At 66.2% G+C, this 16,568-nt stretch carries 18 protein-coding genes and 1 pseudogene; 11 read left to right on the top strand and 8 right to left on the bottom strand.

Annotated features, from left to right (window positions below):
• The 3 genes from A3E77_RS16585 to A3E77_RS16575 all read left to right on the top strand — a co-directional run.
• Nucleotides 1-293 (top strand): ATP synthase beta subunit C-terminal domain-containing protein (locus A3E77_RS16585; protein ID WP_458574463.1); only part of this gene is annotated, 293 nt, incomplete at its 5' end.
• Between the two features lie 45 nt (nt 294-338).
• On the top strand, nt 339-596 hold the full coding sequence (locus A3E77_RS16580; protein WP_293647952.1) for an ATP synthase F1 subunit epsilon: 258 nt from the start codon (nt 339-341) through the stop codon (nt 594-596).
• Nucleotides 597-789: 193 nt separating this feature from the next.
• Nucleotides 790-2,286 (top strand): CpaF family protein, encoded by a 1,497-nt coding sequence (locus A3E77_RS16575; protein WP_058801912.1) that lies wholly within the window; start codon nt 790-792, stop codon nt 2,284-2,286.
• A gap of 82 nt (nt 2,287-2,368) precedes the next feature.
• Here the strand turns inward: A3E77_RS16575 and A3E77_RS16570 are convergent, their stop codons facing one another.
• Nucleotides 2,369-2,557 carry a hypothetical protein gene (locus tag A3E77_RS16570; RefSeq protein WP_293647950.1) on the bottom strand — a complete coding sequence of 63 codons (189 nt, stop codon included), beginning with the start codon at nt 2,555-2,557 and terminating at the stop codon, nt 2,369-2,371.
• 55 nt (nt 2,558-2,612) lie between these two features.
• Between A3E77_RS16570 and A3E77_RS16565 the strand changes: the two genes are divergently transcribed.
• Both A3E77_RS16565 and aat read left to right on the top strand, forming a co-directional pair.
• Nucleotides 2,613-3,434: a class I SAM-dependent methyltransferase gene (locus tag A3E77_RS16565; protein WP_293647948.1), complete on the top strand. Its 822-nt coding sequence runs from the start codon at nt 2,613-2,615 to the stop codon at nt 3,432-3,434.
• Nucleotides 3,431-4,222, top strand: coding sequence for a leucyl/phenylalanyl-tRNA--protein transferase (gene aat, locus A3E77_RS16560; protein ID WP_293647956.1), 792 nt, complete (start codon nt 3,431-3,433; stop codon nt 4,220-4,222). Before A3E77_RS16565 ends, aat begins: the two co-directional genes overlap by 4 nt.
• Nucleotides 4,223-4,257: 35 nt before the next feature.
• Here aat and A3E77_RS16555 read toward each other — a convergent pair.
• The 4 genes and pseudogenes from A3E77_RS16555 to A3E77_RS16540 all read right to left on the bottom strand — a co-directional run.
• A pseudogene (locus tag A3E77_RS16555) lies at nt 4,258-4,428 on the bottom strand (DUF2155 domain-containing protein); the annotation flags it as partial.
• Nucleotides 4,429-4,670: 242 nt separating this feature from the next.
• Nucleotides 4,671-5,057, bottom strand: coding sequence for an NADH:ubiquinone oxidoreductase subunit NDUFA12 (locus A3E77_RS16550; RefSeq protein ID WP_293647946.1), 387 nt, complete (start codon nt 5,055-5,057; stop codon nt 4,671-4,673).
• Between the two features lie 60 nt (nt 5,058-5,117).
• Nucleotides 5,118-5,597, bottom strand: a complete 480-nt coding sequence (locus tag A3E77_RS16545) for a DUF192 domain-containing protein (protein WP_293647944.1) — start codon at nt 5,595-5,597, stop codon at nt 5,118-5,120.
• A 32-nt stretch (nt 5,598-5,629) separates the two neighbouring features.
• Nucleotides 5,630-6,202, bottom strand: a complete 573-nt coding sequence (locus A3E77_RS16540; protein WP_293647942.1) for a regulatory protein RecX — start codon at nt 6,200-6,202, stop codon at nt 5,630-5,632.
• Nucleotides 6,203-6,381: 179 nt separating this feature from the next.
• On the opposite strand from A3E77_RS16540, the gene A3E77_RS16535 reads away from it, so the two are divergent.
• Nucleotides 6,382-8,133, top strand: coding sequence for a fatty acyl-AMP ligase (locus tag A3E77_RS16535; RefSeq protein WP_293647940.1), 1,752 nt, complete (start codon nt 6,382-6,384; stop codon nt 8,131-8,133).
• Nucleotides 8,134-8,346: 213 nt separating this feature from the next.
• Nucleotides 8,347-8,814 carry a hypothetical protein gene (locus A3E77_RS16530; protein WP_293647938.1) on the top strand — a complete coding sequence of 156 codons (468 nt, stop codon included), beginning with the start codon at nt 8,347-8,349 and terminating at the stop codon, nt 8,812-8,814.
• 181 nt (nt 8,815-8,995) lie between these two features.
• Here the strand turns inward: A3E77_RS16530 and nudC are convergent, their stop codons facing one another.
• Genes nudC through A3E77_RS16515 form a run of 3 tightly spaced genes read right to left on the bottom strand, consistent with a single transcriptional unit; the run spans nt 8,996 to nt 12,149 of the window.
• Complete coding sequence (gene nudC / locus A3E77_RS16525) at nt 8,996-9,868, bottom strand: NAD(+) diphosphatase (protein ID WP_293647936.1); 873 nt, start codon at nt 9,866-9,868, stop codon at nt 8,996-8,998.
• A complete protein-coding gene (locus tag A3E77_RS16520; RefSeq protein WP_293647934.1) occupies nt 9,868-11,154 on the bottom strand; it encodes a serine hydrolase domain-containing protein in 1,287 nt (428 codons plus the stop codon). The genes nudC and A3E77_RS16520 overlap by 1 nt, the downstream gene beginning before the upstream one ends.
• On the bottom strand, nt 11,151-12,149 hold the full coding sequence (locus tag A3E77_RS16515; protein ID WP_293647954.1) for an A/G-specific adenine glycosylase: 999 nt from the start codon (nt 12,147-12,149) through the stop codon (nt 11,151-11,153). The genes A3E77_RS16520 and A3E77_RS16515 overlap by 4 nt, the downstream gene beginning before the upstream one ends.
• Nucleotides 12,150-12,232: 83 nt before the next feature.
• Here A3E77_RS16515 and A3E77_RS16510 point away from each other — a divergent pair, with 83 nt between their 5' ends.
• The 4 genes from A3E77_RS16510 to A3E77_RS16495 all read left to right on the top strand — a co-directional run.
• Nucleotides 12,233-12,817 (top strand): DUF721 domain-containing protein, encoded by a 585-nt coding sequence (locus A3E77_RS16510; protein ID WP_293647932.1) that lies wholly within the window; start codon nt 12,233-12,235, stop codon nt 12,815-12,817.
• A gap of 15 nt (nt 12,818-12,832) precedes the next feature.
• On the top strand, nt 12,833-13,546 hold the full coding sequence (locus A3E77_RS16505; RefSeq protein ID WP_293647930.1) for a thioredoxin domain-containing protein: 714 nt from the start codon (nt 12,833-12,835) through the stop codon (nt 13,544-13,546).
• 37 nt (nt 13,547-13,583) lie between these two features.
• Nucleotides 13,584-14,324, top strand: coding sequence for a DsbA family protein (locus A3E77_RS16500; RefSeq protein ID WP_293647928.1), 741 nt, complete (start codon nt 13,584-13,586; stop codon nt 14,322-14,324).
• A gap of 200 nt (nt 14,325-14,524) precedes the next feature.
• The coding region (locus tag A3E77_RS16495) for an AAA family ATPase (RefSeq protein WP_293647926.1) at nt 14,525-16,568 on the top strand (2,044 nt) is incomplete at its 3' end.

Below are 16,568 nucleotides of genomic sequence, written 5' to 3'. Positions count from 1 at the left end.
ATAAGTCGCTTCAGGACATCATCGCGATTCTCGGCATGGACGAGCTTTCGGAAGAAGATAAGCTGGTCGTCGCCCGCGCGCGCAAGATCCAGCGCTTCCTCAGCCAACCGTTCCACGTCGCCGAAGTCTTCACCAACATCCCCGGCAAGTTCGTGGCGATCGAAGACACGGTGAAGTCGTTCAAGGCCGTCGTCGATGGCGAATATGACCATCTGCCCGAAGCGGCCTTTTACATGGTCGGCGGCATCGACGAAGCTATCGCCAAGGCCGCGAAGCTCGCCGAAGACGCGTAACAAACCTACGCCCCTCCCGATGTGGGAGGGGGTTGAGGACATATCATGGCTCTGAAGTTTGAACTCGTCACCCCCGCCCGCCTCGAGCGGACTGCCGACGTCCATATGGTCACCGTGCCGGGGACCGAGGGCGATTTCTCGGTGCTCGAAGGCCATGCGCCGTTCATGGCGACGCTCCGCAACGGACCGCTGACCATTTACACGACCGCAGGTGCCGAACCCGAAGTGATCGAAGTCGAAGGTGGCTTTGCCGAGGTTAACGAAGCCGGCCTGACCGTGCTGGCGGAACATATCGCAAGCTGATTGCTCCCGCGCGTTCGCATCGGATCAAAAAGCCCGCATCCCCTTTGGATGCGGGCTTTTTTGTGCCCGCTTCACAATCGCCGCCGCGCATTAGGATAATGTCAAAGTTTCCGGCTTATTCACCCTTTTGGATGGGGGTTCGTCAGCCACGGCTGTGACACTTCCGACAGGACAGGAAAGCAGGACAAAGCGAATGAGTGCATTCGGACGCCGACCCGGAACCGCTGGCCGCCCCGCCTTTGGCGTAGCGAAGCCGATGCAGGGTGGCCCCGGCGTGCCCGGCGGCGCGCAATTCCCTGCCATCGACACCCCCCCGCCCGTCGACATCCCGCAGATGCCGTCGAACCTGTCGCCCGAAGAAGAGGCGATGGAGCGGCTGAACCAGCGATCGACCGCCGAGGCGATGGAGCCTGAAAAGGCGCAAGGTTTTGAAGCCAGCGTCCACAAGATCAAGGAACAGGTGCTGCCGCGCCTGCTCGAACGCGTCGATCCCGAGGCGGCCGCGACGCTGAGCAAGGACGAGCTGACCGAGGAATTTCGCCCGATCATCCTCGAAGTGCTCGCGGAGCTGCGCATCACGCTCAACCGCCGCGAACAGTTCGCGCTCGAAAAGGTGCTCGTCGACGAATTGCTCGGTTTCGGTCCGCTCGAAGAATTGCTGTCCGATCCCGACATCAGCGACATCATGGTCAACGGCCCATACCAGACCTACATCGAAAAGAAGGGCCAGCTGGTCATCGCGCCGATCCAGTTCCGCGACGAACAGCATCTGTTCCAGATCGCACAGCGCATCTGCAACATGGTCGGCCGCCGCGTCGACCAGACCACGCCGCTCGCCGACGCGCGCCTCAAGGACGGCAGCCGCGTCAACGTGATCGTGCCGCCGCTAAGCTTGCGCGGCACCGCGATCTCGATTCGTAAATTCTCGGCCAAGCCGATCACGCTCGACATGTTGTGCCAATGGGGCGCGATGAGCCAGAAGATGTGCACCGCGCTGAAAATCGCGGGCGCCAGCCGTTTCAACATCGTCATTTCGGGCGGCACGGGTTCGGGTAAAACCACCATGCTCAACGCTTTGTCGAAGATGATCGATCCCGGCGAGCGCGTGCTGACGATCGAGGACGCCGCCGAACTTCGCCTGCAACAACCGCACTGGCTGCCGCTCGAAACGCGCCCTGCAAACCTCGAGGGCAATGGCGCCATCCACATGGGCGACCTCGTCAAGAACGCGCTGCGTATGCGCCCCGACCGCATCATCATGGGCGAGGTTCGCGGCGCCGAATGTTTCGACCTGCTCGCCGCGATGAACACGGGTCACGATGGGTCGATGTGTACGCTGCACAGCAACTCGCCCCGCGAATGCCTTGGCCGTATGGAAAATATGGTGCTGATGGGCGACATCAAGATTCCGAAGGAAGCGATCTCGAAACAGATCGCCGATTCGGTCGACCTGATCGTCCAGATCAAGCGCCTGCGCGACGGTTCGCGCCGCGTCACCAACGTCACCGAAGTGATCGGGATGGAAGGCGACGTCATCGTCACCCAGGAATTGTTCAAGTTTGAATATCTCGACGAGGACAAGGACGGCAAGATCGTCGGCGAATATCGCGCCATGGGCCTGCGCCCCTATACGCTGGAAAAAGCCCGCCAATATGGCTTCGATCAGCCGTATCTGGAGGCGTGCCTGTAAGTTCCGGAATAGACAAACCGCTCAAAAGGACCGTGTGTCCCCGCGAAGGCGGGAGCGCACCGCTTTTTTTCGCAAGAGGCTTTTAACGCCCGCTCAGCCAGAAAGCCGCCGCGAACAGGGCAACGCCTGCGGACGCCAGCGCGATGCCTCGCCATGGCATGAAACCGACCTCTTCGACGTCGTGCCGGTTATTGCGGCGCCAGTTGGCGACCTCGGCGACGCCAAACAGCGCCGCAGCCGCAATCGCCACCGACAGCATCGACCCTTGCATTGACGCGCGCACCTTCGCAAACAGGGGAGAGTTCCCCAAAAGAGAGGTTGCCCATATGCGTGTCCTGTTATCGGTTGCAAGTGCCGCCGCCCTGATCGCCCTGCCCGCTGCCGCGATGCAGCATGATGCCCATGCCGCCCACAAAGGCGCTGATGCGATTGCAGCCGCCGTCGCCGCCCCCACCCGGACCCCCGCCAACGTCGCGCGCGACCCCTATCGCCACCCCGCCGAAACGCTCGCCTTTTTCGGCGTCAAACCTGGCGATACGGTCGTCGAGCTGTGGCCTGGCGGCGGCTGGTATACCGAAATCCTGGCCCCGCTGGCGAAGTCGGGCGGCGGCACGCTTTATGTCGCGGCGCCCTGGGAACGGGGACTCAACCGCGTCAAGGCGAAGCAGGCCGAAAATGCCGGGCTCTATGGTGCGCTGAAACTCGCCGAGTTTCCCCATGCCGGCACCAATCCCAAAGTCCCCGATGGCAGCGCCGATGTCGTCCTGACCTTTCGCAACGTCCACAATTGGCGCTTTGGCGGCGCCGACAAGACCGCGGACGCCTTCAAACAGATTTTCGCGATGCTCAAGCCCGGCGGCACGCTCGGCGTCGTCGAACACAGGCTGAACGAAAGCGACGACAGCGCGAAGGAAGAAAAATCGGGCTATATGAAGACAAGCTCGATCGTCGCCTTTGCCGAAGCCGCGGGCTTCAAGCTGGCGGGGGAAAGCGAAATCAACGCCAATCCCAAGGACACGAAGGATTATGAAAAGGGCGTATGGACGCTGCCGCCCAGCCTGACCGAAGGCGACAAGGATCGCGCCAAATATGTCGCGATCGGCGAATCGGACCGCATGACGCTCAAATTCGTGAAGCCCGCGTCCTGAAGCATTTTGAACCCATCGACCCTGCGCTGCTGCTCAGCGCCTATGCGCAGGGTATTTTCCCGATGGCCGACGGGGCGGACGACCCGTCGGTCCATTGGGTTGAACCGCGGCTGCGCGCGATCCTGCCGCTCGACGGCTTTCACCTGTCGCACAGCCTGAAGAAAATCATCGTGTCGGACCGCTTCCGGGTCACGACCGACAGCGCCTTTGCCGATATGGTCGCACTCTGTGCCGCGCCCGCCGACGACCGGCCGACGACGTGGATCAACCCGGTGATCAAGGCGAGCTACGACCGATTGTTCCAGCTCGGCCACGCGCACAGCGTCGAATGCTGGCAGGATGGCGCGCTGGTCGGCGGCCTCTATGGCGTCACGCTGGGGCGCGCCTTTTTCGGCGAATCGATGGTCAGCCGGGCGCGCGACGCATCCAAGGTCGCGCTTGCGCACCTTGTCGCCCGGCTGATGGTCGGTGGCTGGAAACTGCTCGACTGCCAGTTCATCACCCCGCACCTCGCCAGCCTCGGCGCGATCGAAATCCGCCAGGCTGACTATCTCGCGCGGCTCTATTCGGTGTTGGCAGGGGGCGACGGCGGCGCGGCCTTGGGCGCCGGCGCCAGAACGGGCGGCGGCGCGACGGGCGGCGCGGTGCCCTCACCGCCGTTCGCGGCAGGCGACTGGGATGCGCTCGACGCTTTCGGCGCCGCGGCCGCGCCCGATTTCGGCGCCGAACGCGCGACGGGTTCGCCGCCCGGATATGTCATCGCACAGCTTTTGACGAAGACGTCATAAATCGGGTGCTGGATCACGTTGCGGTCGGGCCGCTCGCGAAAAATCCAACCCGAAAAGACGCGGCGCCATGCGTTGTCGCGCTGATCCTGCACCGTCAACTGGACGAACGCGCCTGTCTCCGGCGGATCTTCCCATGGCGCCGTTTGTTCGCACGCGCGCAGTCGGACGATCGCGCGGCCGACCCGCGCCACATCGCCGGGCTTCATTTCGAGTTCGCGGACCAGGCCGTTGCGTTTGTTCAGCAGGCCGACGACGGCGACGCGATCGGCCATCGGGGTCGCGCCCTCGATCCCGCCGACTTCCTGCGGCACGCGTTCGGACTTGGCGATCTGCGGCGCCTTGTCGCTACCGCCGGTCTTTGCCGTCGGGGTGCGGTCGCAGGCGCCGAGCGACACGGCGGCGCATATCGCCAGCGTGGCGGTCGCGGTCAGCCTGGGCACCGCAGCACTCACTCGGCGCCGGGCCGCCAGGCCTCATAATCGCCGGTCGCCGCGGCGCGGTGGCCGCCGCGTTCGAGCGCACCGGCGGGGCGATAGGCGCCCGTGCTGCCGGTCAGGTTTGCCGTCGGCTCCTTCTCCCACGCGCGCGGCGCGGGCAGCACGTCGGTCGGCAGTTCGTCGAGCGTGCCGTGCAACCAGCCATGCCATTCGGGCGGCACCCGGCTCGCGTCGTTCGATCCATTGTAGATCACCCAGCGGCGGCTGCCCTTTTTCGCCCGGAAATAGCGGTTGCCGAGGCTGTCCTCGCCCACCTTCTCGCCGGTGCTCCAGCTGTTCAGCAACGTGCCGACGGTCGCGCCGTCCCACCAGGTGAAAATCTTGCCCAAGATGCTCATGGCGTGGCGTTTACAGGCAAGCGCGCGCGGTCTGCAAGCGTCAAACCGCGCCGCACACCGCTATTTCGTATCTTTCCACGTCACCTTCGCACTCTCGTCGATGCCGAGCCGCGCCGCGGTGCCGCCCGCCAGTTCGAGCACCGCGCTGACCTCGCCGCCGCTGACCACCGGCTCCAGCGATTCGGGGATCGTGTTTTCGGCGATCCGGTCGATGCTGCCGTCGGCACGAATGAAGATCATGTCGAGCGGGATCAGCGTATTTTTCATCCAGAAGCTGCCGATCCGAGGCTTTTGGAACGGAAAGAGCATCCCGCCATCGGCGGGCAGGCTGGTTCGGAACATCAGGCCGCGATCCTGTTCCGCATCGGTGCGGGCGACTTCGACGTTGAAAGCATGTGCCTTGCCCGCCATCGTGATCGTCACCGGGATGGTCGCGACGCCCGCATCCTCGCCGGCGTTGCTGGTATTGCTGGCGTCGCTGCTGCACGCCGCCATCGGCAGGGCGAGCGCCAACGCAAGGGCGGTACAAATGGCGCGCATCGGCAAATCCTTATCCCGTGAATTTGCCGGACCTAATCGAGCGCCGCTTCGTCGTCCAGCGCCGCCAGCGCCGCCGCGTCCCCCGGCGGGACGGCGAGGATGCGACGCGCGATCGCCATGCTATGCCCGGCCCGCAAAAAGGCGGCGATTTGCCGCTCGCGCGCCTTCGGATCGTCGCTGGCGCGGACCGCGAACGGCCCGAACCGCCGCCGCCGTGCAAAGCCGACAGCGGCCGCGAGCGCGGCGCCCTCCGCCGCCTCGATCGCGTCGCCGCTGTCCTCTTCGGCAATTCCGTCGACGTAAAGCTGGGCCTTCACGCGCCGCACGCCCAGCCCGCGCCGCGTCATCGCCCCCGCGCGCATCGCGGCATATTGGCGGTCGTCGAGATAGCGTAATTGCTCCATCCGGTCGGCGACCGCCTCGCACGCCGTCATGGCGTCACCTTCGTCTATCCATTCGGATTCGCGGACTTTTCGGGACAGGTATCGCGTCAGCTTGGCCCGGCTGGTCGCGAATCGCGCCACATAGGCCAGCGCCAGCTCATCCAGTTTCGCCGCGCCAAGCGGCCTTTTCGATCGGTCGAAGGGAGCGCGAGGCTTGGGCATATGCCATGTTTGTGCCACAGTCGGGCCTGATTGAGAACGATCAACACCGCCATATCGGGCCATCAAGCCCGGAAATGGGCGATTGTTCTAACAACACAGGGCGCGCGCACATCGTTATGGCTTCAAAAGATGACATGCTTGTTGCCGCGCGGCCCGTTTCACGGGATGTCGCACCCCCTATGACCCAGATCATCGAAACGCAGGTCGACGCGCTGGCGTCGACCCCGACGCTCTGTGCGCTACCGCGCCGCTTTTCCGATTTCGCCACCGTGGGCGAAGCGCTCGACTATGCCGCGCAAGGCACGCGCGGGCTCAATTTCCACGACCCGCGCGGAAAGCTGGTGCGCCCTTATCCGTATAGCGAACTGAAGGCCGACGCCCTCCAGGCCGCGTATCGCCTGATCGCCGCCGGCGTGAAGCCCGGCGACCGGATCGCGCTGATCGCCGAAACCGGCCCCGAATTTGCCGCGCTGTTTTTCGGCACCATCTATGCCGGCGCGTGGCCGGTGCCGCTGCCGTTGCCGACCAGCTTTGGCGGACGCGACTCCTATGTCGGCCAGCTTGTCGTCCAGCTCACCAGCTGCGACCCGACGATGCTGTTCTTCCCGCCCGAAATCGCCGCGATGGCGATCGAGGCCGCCGAAAAGGAAGGTGTAACGCCCGTCGACTGGAGCGCGTTTGAACACAATGCTGCCCCCGTCGCCGCGCTTCCCGAACAGAAGTCGGACGAGACCTGCTATCTTCAGTATAGCAGCGGATCGACGCGTTTCCCGCACGGCGTCGCGGTCACCCACGCCGCGTTGCTCAACAATCTGGCGGCGCACAGCCACGGCATGGAAGTGCGCGACAGCGATCGCTGCATCTCGTGGCTGCCCTGGTATCACGACATGGGGCTCGTCGGTTGCCTGCTGTCGCCAGTCGCCAATCAGGTGTCGGTCGATTATCTGAAGACCGAGGATTTCGCCCGCCGTCCGCTCGCGTGGCTCGACCTGATCAGCCGCAACGAGGGCACGACGCTCAGCTATTCGCCGACCTTTGGTTACGACATCTGCGCGCGCCGGGTGTCGAGCCAGACGCATGTCGCCGACCGTTTCGACCTGTCGCGCTGGCGCGTGGCGGGCAATGGCGCCGACATGATCCGCCCCGACGTGATGCAAAGCTTTGTCGACGCCTTTGCCGATGCGGGGTTCAAGGCCAGCGCCTTCCTGCCGAGCTATGGCCTGGCCGAAGCGACGCTCGCGGTCAGCATCATGCCGCCGGGCGAAGGCATTGTCGTCGAACTGGTCGAGGAAACCGAACTGTCAGGCGCGGCAAATGATGCGGGCCGCCCGACGCGTTACCGCGCCATCGTCAACTGCGGCCGCGCGGCGCGCGACATGGTGATCGAGGTCCGCGACGAAGCGGGCCACGCGCTTCCCGACCAGACCGTCGGCAAGGTGTGGTGCACGGGTCCGTCGCTGATGACCGGCTATTACCGCGACCCCGAATCGACCGCCGCCTGCCTGGTCGACGGCTGGCTCGACACCGGAGATATGGGATATTTATCAGACGGTTACATCTATATCGTCGGCCGCGCCAAGGACATGATCATCATCAACGGCAAGAATCACTGGCCGCAGGATATCGAGTGGGCGGTCGAACAATTGCCGGGCTTCAAATCGGGCGACATCGCCGCCTTTGCGATCACCGCGCCCGGCGGCGAGGAAACCCCGGCGGTCCTGGTCCAGTGCCGCACCAGCGACGAGGCCGAACGGCTGGCGCTGCGCGAGACGATCCGCGACCGCGTCCGCGCGATCACCGGCATGAACTGCCTGATCGAACTGATCCCGCCGCGCACGCTGCCGCGCACCAGCTCGGGCAAATTGAGCCGATCGAAAGCGCGTGCGCAATATCTGGCCGGGGAAATCCAGCCCTTCGCGATGGCGGCCTAACGCCGGGCACGTCCGGTTTCGGCCAGAAGCTGCGCTCTCTTTCCTCGTCACCCGCTGACGAGACGCGTGGCTCGTTAGCCTTGACCCGGGGTCCACGACTTCAGCGCCGCCGTGGAACCCGGATGAAGGCCGGGATGCCGAAGGTCTGAAAGCGACCGATTGCGGACATCGGTTTTGTATGTATCCTCCACTATATGTTTGGGGGAGCGACCGATGATCGGCAGGCGAAAGGCAATCACAGCGGTGGCGTGCGCCACGTTTATGCCGGGAACGGCACTGTCTTGTCAGATATCATCGCCTCGCCCCGACCCTGTATTTGATAGGCAGGCGCAAGAAAAACGTTTGAGACTAGTCGAAAGGTTTTTTGAGAAGATCGGTCAAGCGGGGTCGTTCGACGAAATCGAGCGCTCGACCGAGAGCATGCGACGGGCCAGTTTTCGGTGGCCCGCTCCGCAACCGGTCCAACTGCTGGAAGCCACGCCAGTGGGCGACCTGGTGATCGCGCGCGCGCGAGGAATTGAAGCGACGCCCGAGAATGAGTGCAATCCGTTCGTCACGGTCCACGCTTACTACTCGTTCCATTTCGACCAAGACCAGATCGCTCTGATGAATACGATTAGCTATGGCGCTCTGTGGCCGGCCCCAGAGCTACCGGAGGCTATTTCGCTGGAACGAGGCTAAGTCGCTCTTGGAGCAGCCGCCTCTAGCAGCCGCTTGCCACCCCATTTGCGTCGTTTGGCGCAGTTCGCAACGCGATGGCAGAAAACGATCATTTGCGGACATAATATCCTCCCCATCGACTTGCGATGGGGAGGACTTAAACGCCCGATCCCCACCCCAAAGCCGACACCAAGCCGCTCCCCTAAATTTCCGCCCAATCTTCGAGCAGGTAGCGCGCGATCGCCAGCGGCGGCGGTGCCATGAACGGTGCGCCGATGTCGCCACCGAGCGCGGCGCGCACATCGGCCCTGTCGACCCACATCGCCGCCTCGATCTCGGTCGTGTCGAGCGTCAGCGCGGCATCATGCGCGACCGCGCGGCACCCGATCATCAGCGACGAGGGAAAGGGCCAGGGCTGGCTCGCCACATAGCTGACGTCCGATACGCGGATGCCCGCTTCCTCCCATAATTCACGCGCGACCGCTTCCTCCAGCGATTCGCCGGGTTCAACGAACCCTGCGAGCGCCGAAAAGAATCCCGGCGGAAAACCGCCCTGTCGCCCGACGAGAACCCGATCCTCGAACTCGGCGAGCATGATGACCACCGGGTCGACGCGCGGAAAATGCTCCGCATGACAGGCATCGCAGCGTCGCCCCCAGCCGCCACGGAACAGCGCAGTCGGCGATCCGCACACCGCGCAGAAACGATGGCGCGCATGCCAGTCGACAAGGCTGCGCGCGCCGCCATAAAGCGCCGCATCGGCGCCCGACAACAGCGGGAGCAGACGCATGACGGTCCGCGACCGCGCATCGACCTGCACGCCCGCGGGCGCTTCGCGGACGAAATGCGGGGCGCCGCTGTCGTCGATGCCGAGCAGCATCAGCGCCCGGTCGTCGGCCGGGTCGATCGCTTCCCAGGACAGGCCGCCGCCTTCGCCCGGGACGAAGTCGATGCCGTCAAGCCGCAGGCAGCGTGCCCGCGGGTCGGTGATGGCCGCCGCAAACGCCGCCGCATTGGTGCGAAGCTGATCGGCGCGGTCGAGCCACGCCCCGGTAAAACCAAGCGGCAAGGGCATCAGCCCGCCACGTCCTGGAAAAACGTCTCGCCGAACTTGCCCTGGAAGGAGACGGCATCGGGCGGCATGATCTGCGTATAACCCGCCGCACGATAGCCGAGCTTGCGATGGACGAAACCGATCGTGCCGGCGGCACCCGCCCAGCCGAAAACCCCCTCGCCCCCCGGCGAGGTCGGCAGCGACACGCGCCCCCCGGCGCCAAAACCCTGCCCGTCGATGAAAGTGCCTTTGCGATCGACGCTGTCGGCGATCAGGTTCGACATCGCCAGCCGCGCGGTCTCTGCCTTCATCACGCGCACACCGCCGGTTTCGCCTTCCCCCAGCAGCATTGCGAGGAAGCGGTCATAATCGCGCGCGCTCGACACCAGCCCGCCGCCGCCGAACGGATAAGGCGGCGGATCGAGATAGATCGAGCTCGTCGCGGGATCGAAGGGAATGAGCGCCCCACCGAACGGCGCATAATTGCTGGTGAAGCGCCCGACATCCTTGGCCGCGACCATGAAACTGGTGCTCGTCATGCCGAGCGGGTCGAACAAGCGCGCCTTCAAAAAGGCGTCGAACGACTGTCCCGACACCACTTCGATCAAGCGGCCCAGCAGATCGAGGCTGATCGAATAGCTCCATTTCGTGCCGGGTTCATAAACCAGCGGCAAGGCCGCTAGCCGGTCCGCCATCGCCGCCAGGCTGGGCGCCGGGGTCACGGGCGCGAAGCCCGGAATCGGCAGGCGGCTGGCCTGCCCGCCGACGATTCCCGCGTCGTCATAGGCCTTTTTGATCGGCCCCTTCTGGATGATGTTGTAACCCAGCCCCGCGGTGTGGGTGAGCAGGTGCCGCACCGTAATCGGTCCTCTGGCGGGCCGCACGTCGGTGATCGATCCGTCGGGTGTATTCTGGACCTTCATGTTCGCAAAGGCGGGCAAGAAATCGGCGATCGGCTGGTCGAGCTTCATCTTGCCGTCCTCGATCAGCAGCATCGCGGCGATGCCGGTGACGGGCTTGGTCATCGAATAGAGGCGCCACAATGTATCGGGGCCGACGGGCGTCGCCTTATCGTTCGACTGAACCCCCGCGCCCAGGAAGATGGGCGCATCCTGCCCCTTGCCGATCGCGGCGAGCGTGCCGGCGAGTTCGCGACGGTCGACAAAGCCTTTGATGAAGGCGTTGGTCGCGGGATACAGGCCCGCACCGTCGACTTTCCACGCCAGCGCGGCACGGGGCAACAGCGCCGCGGCGCCGCCCAGTGCCATGCCGCCCATCACCGCGCGGCGCGAAACCATCATGTTCATGCGTCTCTCTCCACCATCATCTTGTCGACCAGCTTGCGATAGAGCGTCGGCAGCCCGGCGGCGTCAAGGTCCGAGAGCGGCCACCAGACGCCTTCCGCTGCGGCACCGGCGGTTTCGGCGGGGGCCGCGCGGCGCACCAGCGTCAGCGTCAGGTCGAAATGGGTGAAACCATGGTCGACGCGCGCAATCCCCGATTCGGTCGGCGGCGTGTCGCCCCATTCGCCGCCCGGCAAAGCGCGCATCCCGCCGAGCATCCCCTTGTCCGGACGGCGGACGAGCCAGATCGCCGCGTCTTGTTCGATCCAGTGCGCAAGGCCGTGGCGATGCGGCTTCGCCTTTTTGGGCGGCTTTACCGGCAGGCGCTCGATGTCAGCACGGCCGCGCGCGCGGCAGTCGGCCATCACCGGGCAGACCGCGCAGGCTGGCGCGCGCGGCGTGCAGACGGTCGCGCCCAGATCCATCAGCGCCTGCGCAAAATCGCCCGGCCGGTTGTCGGGCACCAGCGGCGCCAGCGCCGCGCGAATCTCGCGCTTCGCCAGCGGCAGCGGGGTTTCGATCAGGCGGTGGCGCGCGACCACGCGCTCGATATTGGCGTCGACGACGACCGCCGGGCGTCCGAAGGCGATCGCCGCGACCGACGCCGCGGTATAATCGCCGATCCCCGGCAGCGCGCCGAGTGCCGCTTCACTGTCGGGGAACCGTCCGCCATGATCGGCAACAACCGCGCGCGCGCAGGCCAGCAGGTTGCGCGCACGGGCATAATAGCCCAGCCCCGCCCACGCCGCCATGACGTCGGCATCGTCGGCCGCGGCAAGATCGGCCACCGTCGGCCAGCGCATGGTAAAGCGCGCGAAATAGCCAGCGACCGCGGCCACCGTCGTCTGTTGCAGCATGACTTCGGCAAGCCATATTCGATAGGGATCGGGGCGCTCGTCGCTGCCCGGCGCGATCCGCCACGGCAGCACGCGCGCCGCGCGGTCGTACCATCCGAGCAGCCGATCCGCAAAGCCGCGGGCAACGTCGTCAGCGGGGCTGGCCGGGGCATGGGAAGTCTGGACGCTCACCCCCCGCCTATGGCATGGCACCCACGATGGCGAAAGACGCGGAAAAAGACAGCCCGGCCAAGACGGCCAAGGCAAAGGGCAAGGCCAGGGCCGCCAAGCCCGCCGCGCGCCCCTATGAACGGCCACGCGGCGGCGAGGCGCGCTCCATCTCAGACCTCGTTCCCGAAATCGGCCGCACCGCCTTTCGCAAATTCGGCTTCATCCAGTCGTCGGTGGTCAGCCGATGGCGCGAGATCGTCGGCGACCGGCTCGCCGACGTGACCCAGCCCGCGATGATCCGCTTTCCGGCAGGGCAAAAGGCGGGCGGGACGCTGCACCTGACGATCAGCGGCGCCCATGCCCCGATGCTCCAGCATGTTGCCCCCGACATCGTTGCCGCGGTCAACCGTTTCTTCGGCTATGCCGCGATCGCCACCGTGCGCATGACGCACGGCCAGGTGACCCCCGCCGCGCCCGTTCAGCCACCGGCAATGCTCAAACCCGTACCCGCCGAACTGGGGGACAGCCTGCGCGACATCGGCGACCCGGAACTGCGCACCGTGCTCGAACGCATGGCGGCAGGGCTGGCGGCGGCGCCGAAGCTGCCCCGTATCAGTTAGGATAGGCGCCCGACGATGTCTTTTGATGATCCGCTGCTCGATCGCCGTACCGCGATGCTGGCGCTTTCGGGCGCGTCGCTCAGCCTGATTGCGGCGGCGCCCGCCAAGCCCGCGCTATGGTCGCAGACCGTTTCGACCAGCCCGATCGGCGCCGTGCTTGTTGGCAAGCCCGACGCCAAGGTTCGGCTGGTCGAATATTTCAGCTACACCTGCCACGTCTGCGCCGACTTTGCCAAGGCGGGTTCGGCGCCGCTCAAGACCGGCTATATCGACCGCGGGCTCGTGCTGTTTGAATATCGCAATCTGGTCCGCGATCCCGTCGACATGACCGCCGCCCTGCTGGCGCGTTGCGGCGGCGCGCGGGCGTTCGTCGGCAATCATCGCGCGATCTTTGCCGCCTTTCCCACCTTCATCGCCCGGACGCAGAAAGCGACCGAGGCCCAAAAGACGGGCTGGTTCGAGGGCACGACGGCTGAGCGCGCGCGCAAGATTGCCGCCGACACGGGGCTGGCCGCGCTGATGCGCGCGCGCGGCTATACCGCGGCACAGATCGACGCCGCGCTCGACAGCGAAGTCGCGCAGGCCGAACTCACCGGGATGACCAACATCGGGCGGGCCGCCGACCGGGTCGAGGGAACCCCCAGCTTTTTCGTCAACGGCCGCAACGCCGGGGTTACCGCCTGGCCCGCGCTCAAATCGAAACTCGACCTCGCGCTCAAGGGCTCGTAAAAGCCCTATATTCCCGACCTCGTGGAGAAAAATGAAAATGAAAGCATCGCTTCGTATCGCCCTTCTGTCTTCGCTCGGCGCGCTGGCGCTCGCCGGTTGCGGCGGCGGCACCACCGATCCCGCCAAAGAGCAGGACGTGGTGGCGAAGGTCGCGCCCCCTGCCGGCAAAAGCTGGTCGCAGGTCGTGCGCGTCGACGGCGACGGCCTGGTGATGGGCAATCCCGACGCACCGATCAAACTGGAAGAGTTCGGCGCCTTCACCTGCGGGCACTGCGCACAGTTCACCAAGGATTCGCACGAAGAGCTGAAGCGCGACTTCGTCGACACCGGCCGTGTGTCATACAAGCTGACGCCGTTCATGCTCCACCCGGTCGACGCGATCGCCGGGGCGATCGTCAAATGCACCGGCCCCGACCGCTTCTTCCCGCTCGCCGACGCGACATTCCTGGAGCATGAAGCGTTCATCGCCGGCGCGTCGAAGCCGCAGCCGGGGATCGAGGAAGCGATGAAGCTGCCGCCCGCGCAGCGTTTCACCGCGCTCGCCAAGGGCTGGGGCATCGACCAATTCTATCAGCAGCGCGGCGTTCCCGCCGCGACGATCCAGCAGTGCCTGTCCAAGGTCGAAAATGTCGAGGCGATCGAAAAGGGCACCAACGCCGGGGTCGAAAAATATCAGATCACCGGCACGCCGACCTTTGTCGTCAACGGCCAGGTTGCCGAAGGCATCGCATCATGGGGCCCGCTCCGCGACCGCCTGCGCACGATGGGCGCGCGCTGACATAAAATATTCGTCATTCCGGCGAAGGTCCGGATCTCGCCGTTGCATAACCGCGCGACGTAGAGATCCCGGCCTTCGCCGGGATGACCATATCAGGCCCCTTGCGACTCTTCCGCCCGCGCGGCATGACGCTTTGCAGGGGGATATGTGACACCAAGGTTGCACCAGCTCCGATTCGACAGGCTGCGCGGGATTCTCCCGTGCAGATAAAGCGGCTGCGCCTGACTGGTTTCAAAAGCTTCGTCGAACCCACCGAACTGCGCATCGAGCCCGGGCTGACGGGCGTCGTCGGCCCCAATGGCTGCGGCAAGTCGAACCTGCTCGAAGCAATCCGCTGGGTAATGGGCGAATCCTCGCCCAAATCGATGCGCGGCGGCGGGATGGAAGATGTGATCTTCGCGGGCACCTCGTCGCGCCCGGCACGCGACTTTGCCGAGGTCGCGCTGCACTGCGATACCGAGGGCGCGCTGGTCGCCGGGCTGTCCGATGGCGGGGACGGCGACGATCTTGAAGTCATTCGCCGGATCGAACGCGGCGCGGGCAGCGCCTATCGCGCCAACGGCCGCGACGTCCGCGCCAAGGATGTCGCGCTGATCTTTGCCGACGCCGCGACCGGCGCGCACAGCCCCGCGCTCGTCAGCCAGGGCAAGATCGCGGGCGTCATCTCAGCCAAGCCCACGGACCGCCGCGCAATGCTGGAGGAAGCGGCCGGCATCGCGGGGCTGCACGTCCGCCGCAAGGATGCCGAGCAGAAACTGCGCGCGACCGAAACCAATCTGACGCGCCTGTCCGAAATCGTCGCCGACATGGAGGTGCGCGCGAACGCGCTGCGTCGGCAGGCGCGCGCGGCGGAAAAATACAAGAAGCTGTCCGACGATATCCGCATCGCCGAGGGTCGGCTGATCTATGCGCGCTGGCGCGATGCCGCCGCCGCCGCCGACCAGGCGCGCCGCGACGCCGACACGGCCGAAGCGGCGGTCAAGACCGCGCAGGACGAGCTTGAAACCATATCGAAGGCGCAGACCGAGGTCGCCACCCGCGTCGCCGCAGCGCGCAACGATGCGCAGGCGCAGCGCGACGCGCTCGCCGAAGCGACCGCGACGCAGGTGCGGCTGCAAGGCGAGGAACGCGCGGCACGCCAGCGGCAGGAAGACCTCGCGGCACAGCAGCGGCGCATCGCCGACGACCGCGCGCACGAAAGCGAACTGGCGCGCGACGCCCACGCCTCGCTGACCGCGCTCGATGCCGAAACGAAATCGCTGGCGCAGGAGATCGCCGGGCACGGTGCGGGCAAGGCCGCGCTTGCCGAGGCCAGCCTCGCCGCGCAGGCGCGCCTTCGCGATGCCGAGGTCGCGCTTGCGCAGGCACGCGCCAGGGCCGCGAGCGAGGCCGCCGACCGGCGTATCGCCGTTTCGGCGGTGGAAAGCGCCGAAGCCGCGGTGCGCCGCGTCGCGGCGGACAAGGCACGCGTCGATGCCGAGGTCGCCTCGCTCGGCGACAGCGTCGCGCTGGCAGCGACGCTGTCCGAAAGCGCAAAAGCCGCCGAAACCGCGGACGCCGCAATCGCGACCGCGGAAAATGCGCTGCACGCGGCCGAGGCCGACCGCGAAGCAACCGCCGCCGACCTCGCGGGCATCGAGGCGGCATTGGCCGAGGCGCGCGCCGCGCTCGCTGCCTTGGAAGGCGAGGCGTCGACGCTCGAACGCGCGCTCGCCGCCGCGCGCAGCGACGAGGGCCGTATCCTCGACCAGCTCCGCGTTGCGCCGGGTTATGAAGCCGCGCTCGCCGCTGCGCTCGGCGACGATCTTGACGCCGGAACCGACCGCGACGCGGCGCGCAGCTGGGGCGGCGCCGATGCGGCGCAGGACGATCCGGCGCTTCCCGACGGCACCGAATCGCTCACCCGGTTCGTCCAGGCTCCCGCTACCCTCGCCCGCCGTCTCGCGCAGGTCGCGGTAGCCGGCACCGACGCGGGCCAGCCGCTTGCGGTCGGCCAGCGCCTGGTCACCACCGATGGCGTGATGCGGCGTTGGGACGGTTTCGTCACGCGCGGCGACGGCGCGACCGCGACCGAACGGTTGCAGCGCCAGAATCGCCTCGACGCGCTCGCGGCGCAGCGGCCGCAGGTCGAACTGGGCGTCCAGGAATTGAAGGACCGTCGCGACTCGGTCGCCGCGAAGACCGCCGAACTGGCCGAGGCCGCTGGCGCCGCGCGCAAGGCGCTCGCGCAGGCCGACGAAACGC

Source organism: Sphingopyxis sp. RIFCSPHIGHO2_12_FULL_65_19, from assembly GCF_001830555.1.
Lineage (GTDB): Bacteria > Pseudomonadota > Alphaproteobacteria > Sphingomonadales > Sphingomonadaceae > Sphingopyxis.
This window is presented reverse-complemented; position numbering and strand designations above follow the sequence as displayed.

Coding starts and splice junctions, on each gene's coding strand:
- A3E77_RS16580 (WP_293647952.1), top strand. CDS start 339: ATGGCTCTGAAGTTTGAACTCGTCACCCCCGCCCGCCTCGAGCGGACT.
- A3E77_RS16575 (WP_058801912.1), top strand. CDS start 790: ATGAGTGCATTCGGACGCCGACCCGGAACCGCTGGCCGCCCCGCCTTT.
- A3E77_RS16570 (WP_293647950.1), bottom strand. CDS start 2,557: ATGCAAGGGTCGATGCTGTCGGTGGCGATTGCGGCTGCGGCGCTGTTT.
- A3E77_RS16565 (WP_293647948.1), top strand. CDS start 2,613: ATGCGTGTCCTGTTATCGGTTGCAAGTGCCGCCGCCCTGATCGCCCTG.
- A3E77_RS16550 (WP_293647946.1), bottom strand. CDS start 5,057: ATGAGCATCTTGGGCAAGATTTTCACCTGGTGGGACGGCGCGACCGTC.
- A3E77_RS16545 (WP_293647944.1), bottom strand. CDS start 5,597: ATGCGCGCCATTTGTACCGCCCTTGCGTTGGCGCTCGCCCTGCCGATG.
- A3E77_RS16540 (WP_293647942.1), bottom strand. CDS start 6,202: ATGCCCAAGCCTCGCGCTCCCTTCGACCGATCGAAAAGGCCGCTTGGC.
- A3E77_RS16535 (WP_293647940.1), top strand. CDS start 6,382: ATGACCCAGATCATCGAAACGCAGGTCGACGCGCTGGCGTCGACCCCG.
- A3E77_RS16530 (WP_293647938.1), top strand. CDS start 8,347: ATGATCGGCAGGCGAAAGGCAATCACAGCGGTGGCGTGCGCCACGTTT.
- nudC (WP_293647936.1), bottom strand. CDS start 9,868: ATGCCCTTGCCGCTTGGTTTTACCGGGGCGTGGCTCGACCGCGCCGAT.
- A3E77_RS16520 (WP_293647934.1), bottom strand. CDS start 11,154: ATGAACATGATGGTTTCGCGCCGCGCGGTGATGGGCGGCATGGCACTG.
- A3E77_RS16510 (WP_293647932.1), top strand. CDS start 12,233: ATGGCACCCACGATGGCGAAAGACGCGGAAAAAGACAGCCCGGCCAAG.
- A3E77_RS16505 (WP_293647930.1), top strand. CDS start 12,833: ATGTCTTTTGATGATCCGCTGCTCGATCGCCGTACCGCGATGCTGGCG.
- A3E77_RS16500 (WP_293647928.1), top strand. CDS start 13,584: ATGAAAGCATCGCTTCGTATCGCCCTTCTGTCTTCGCTCGGCGCGCTG.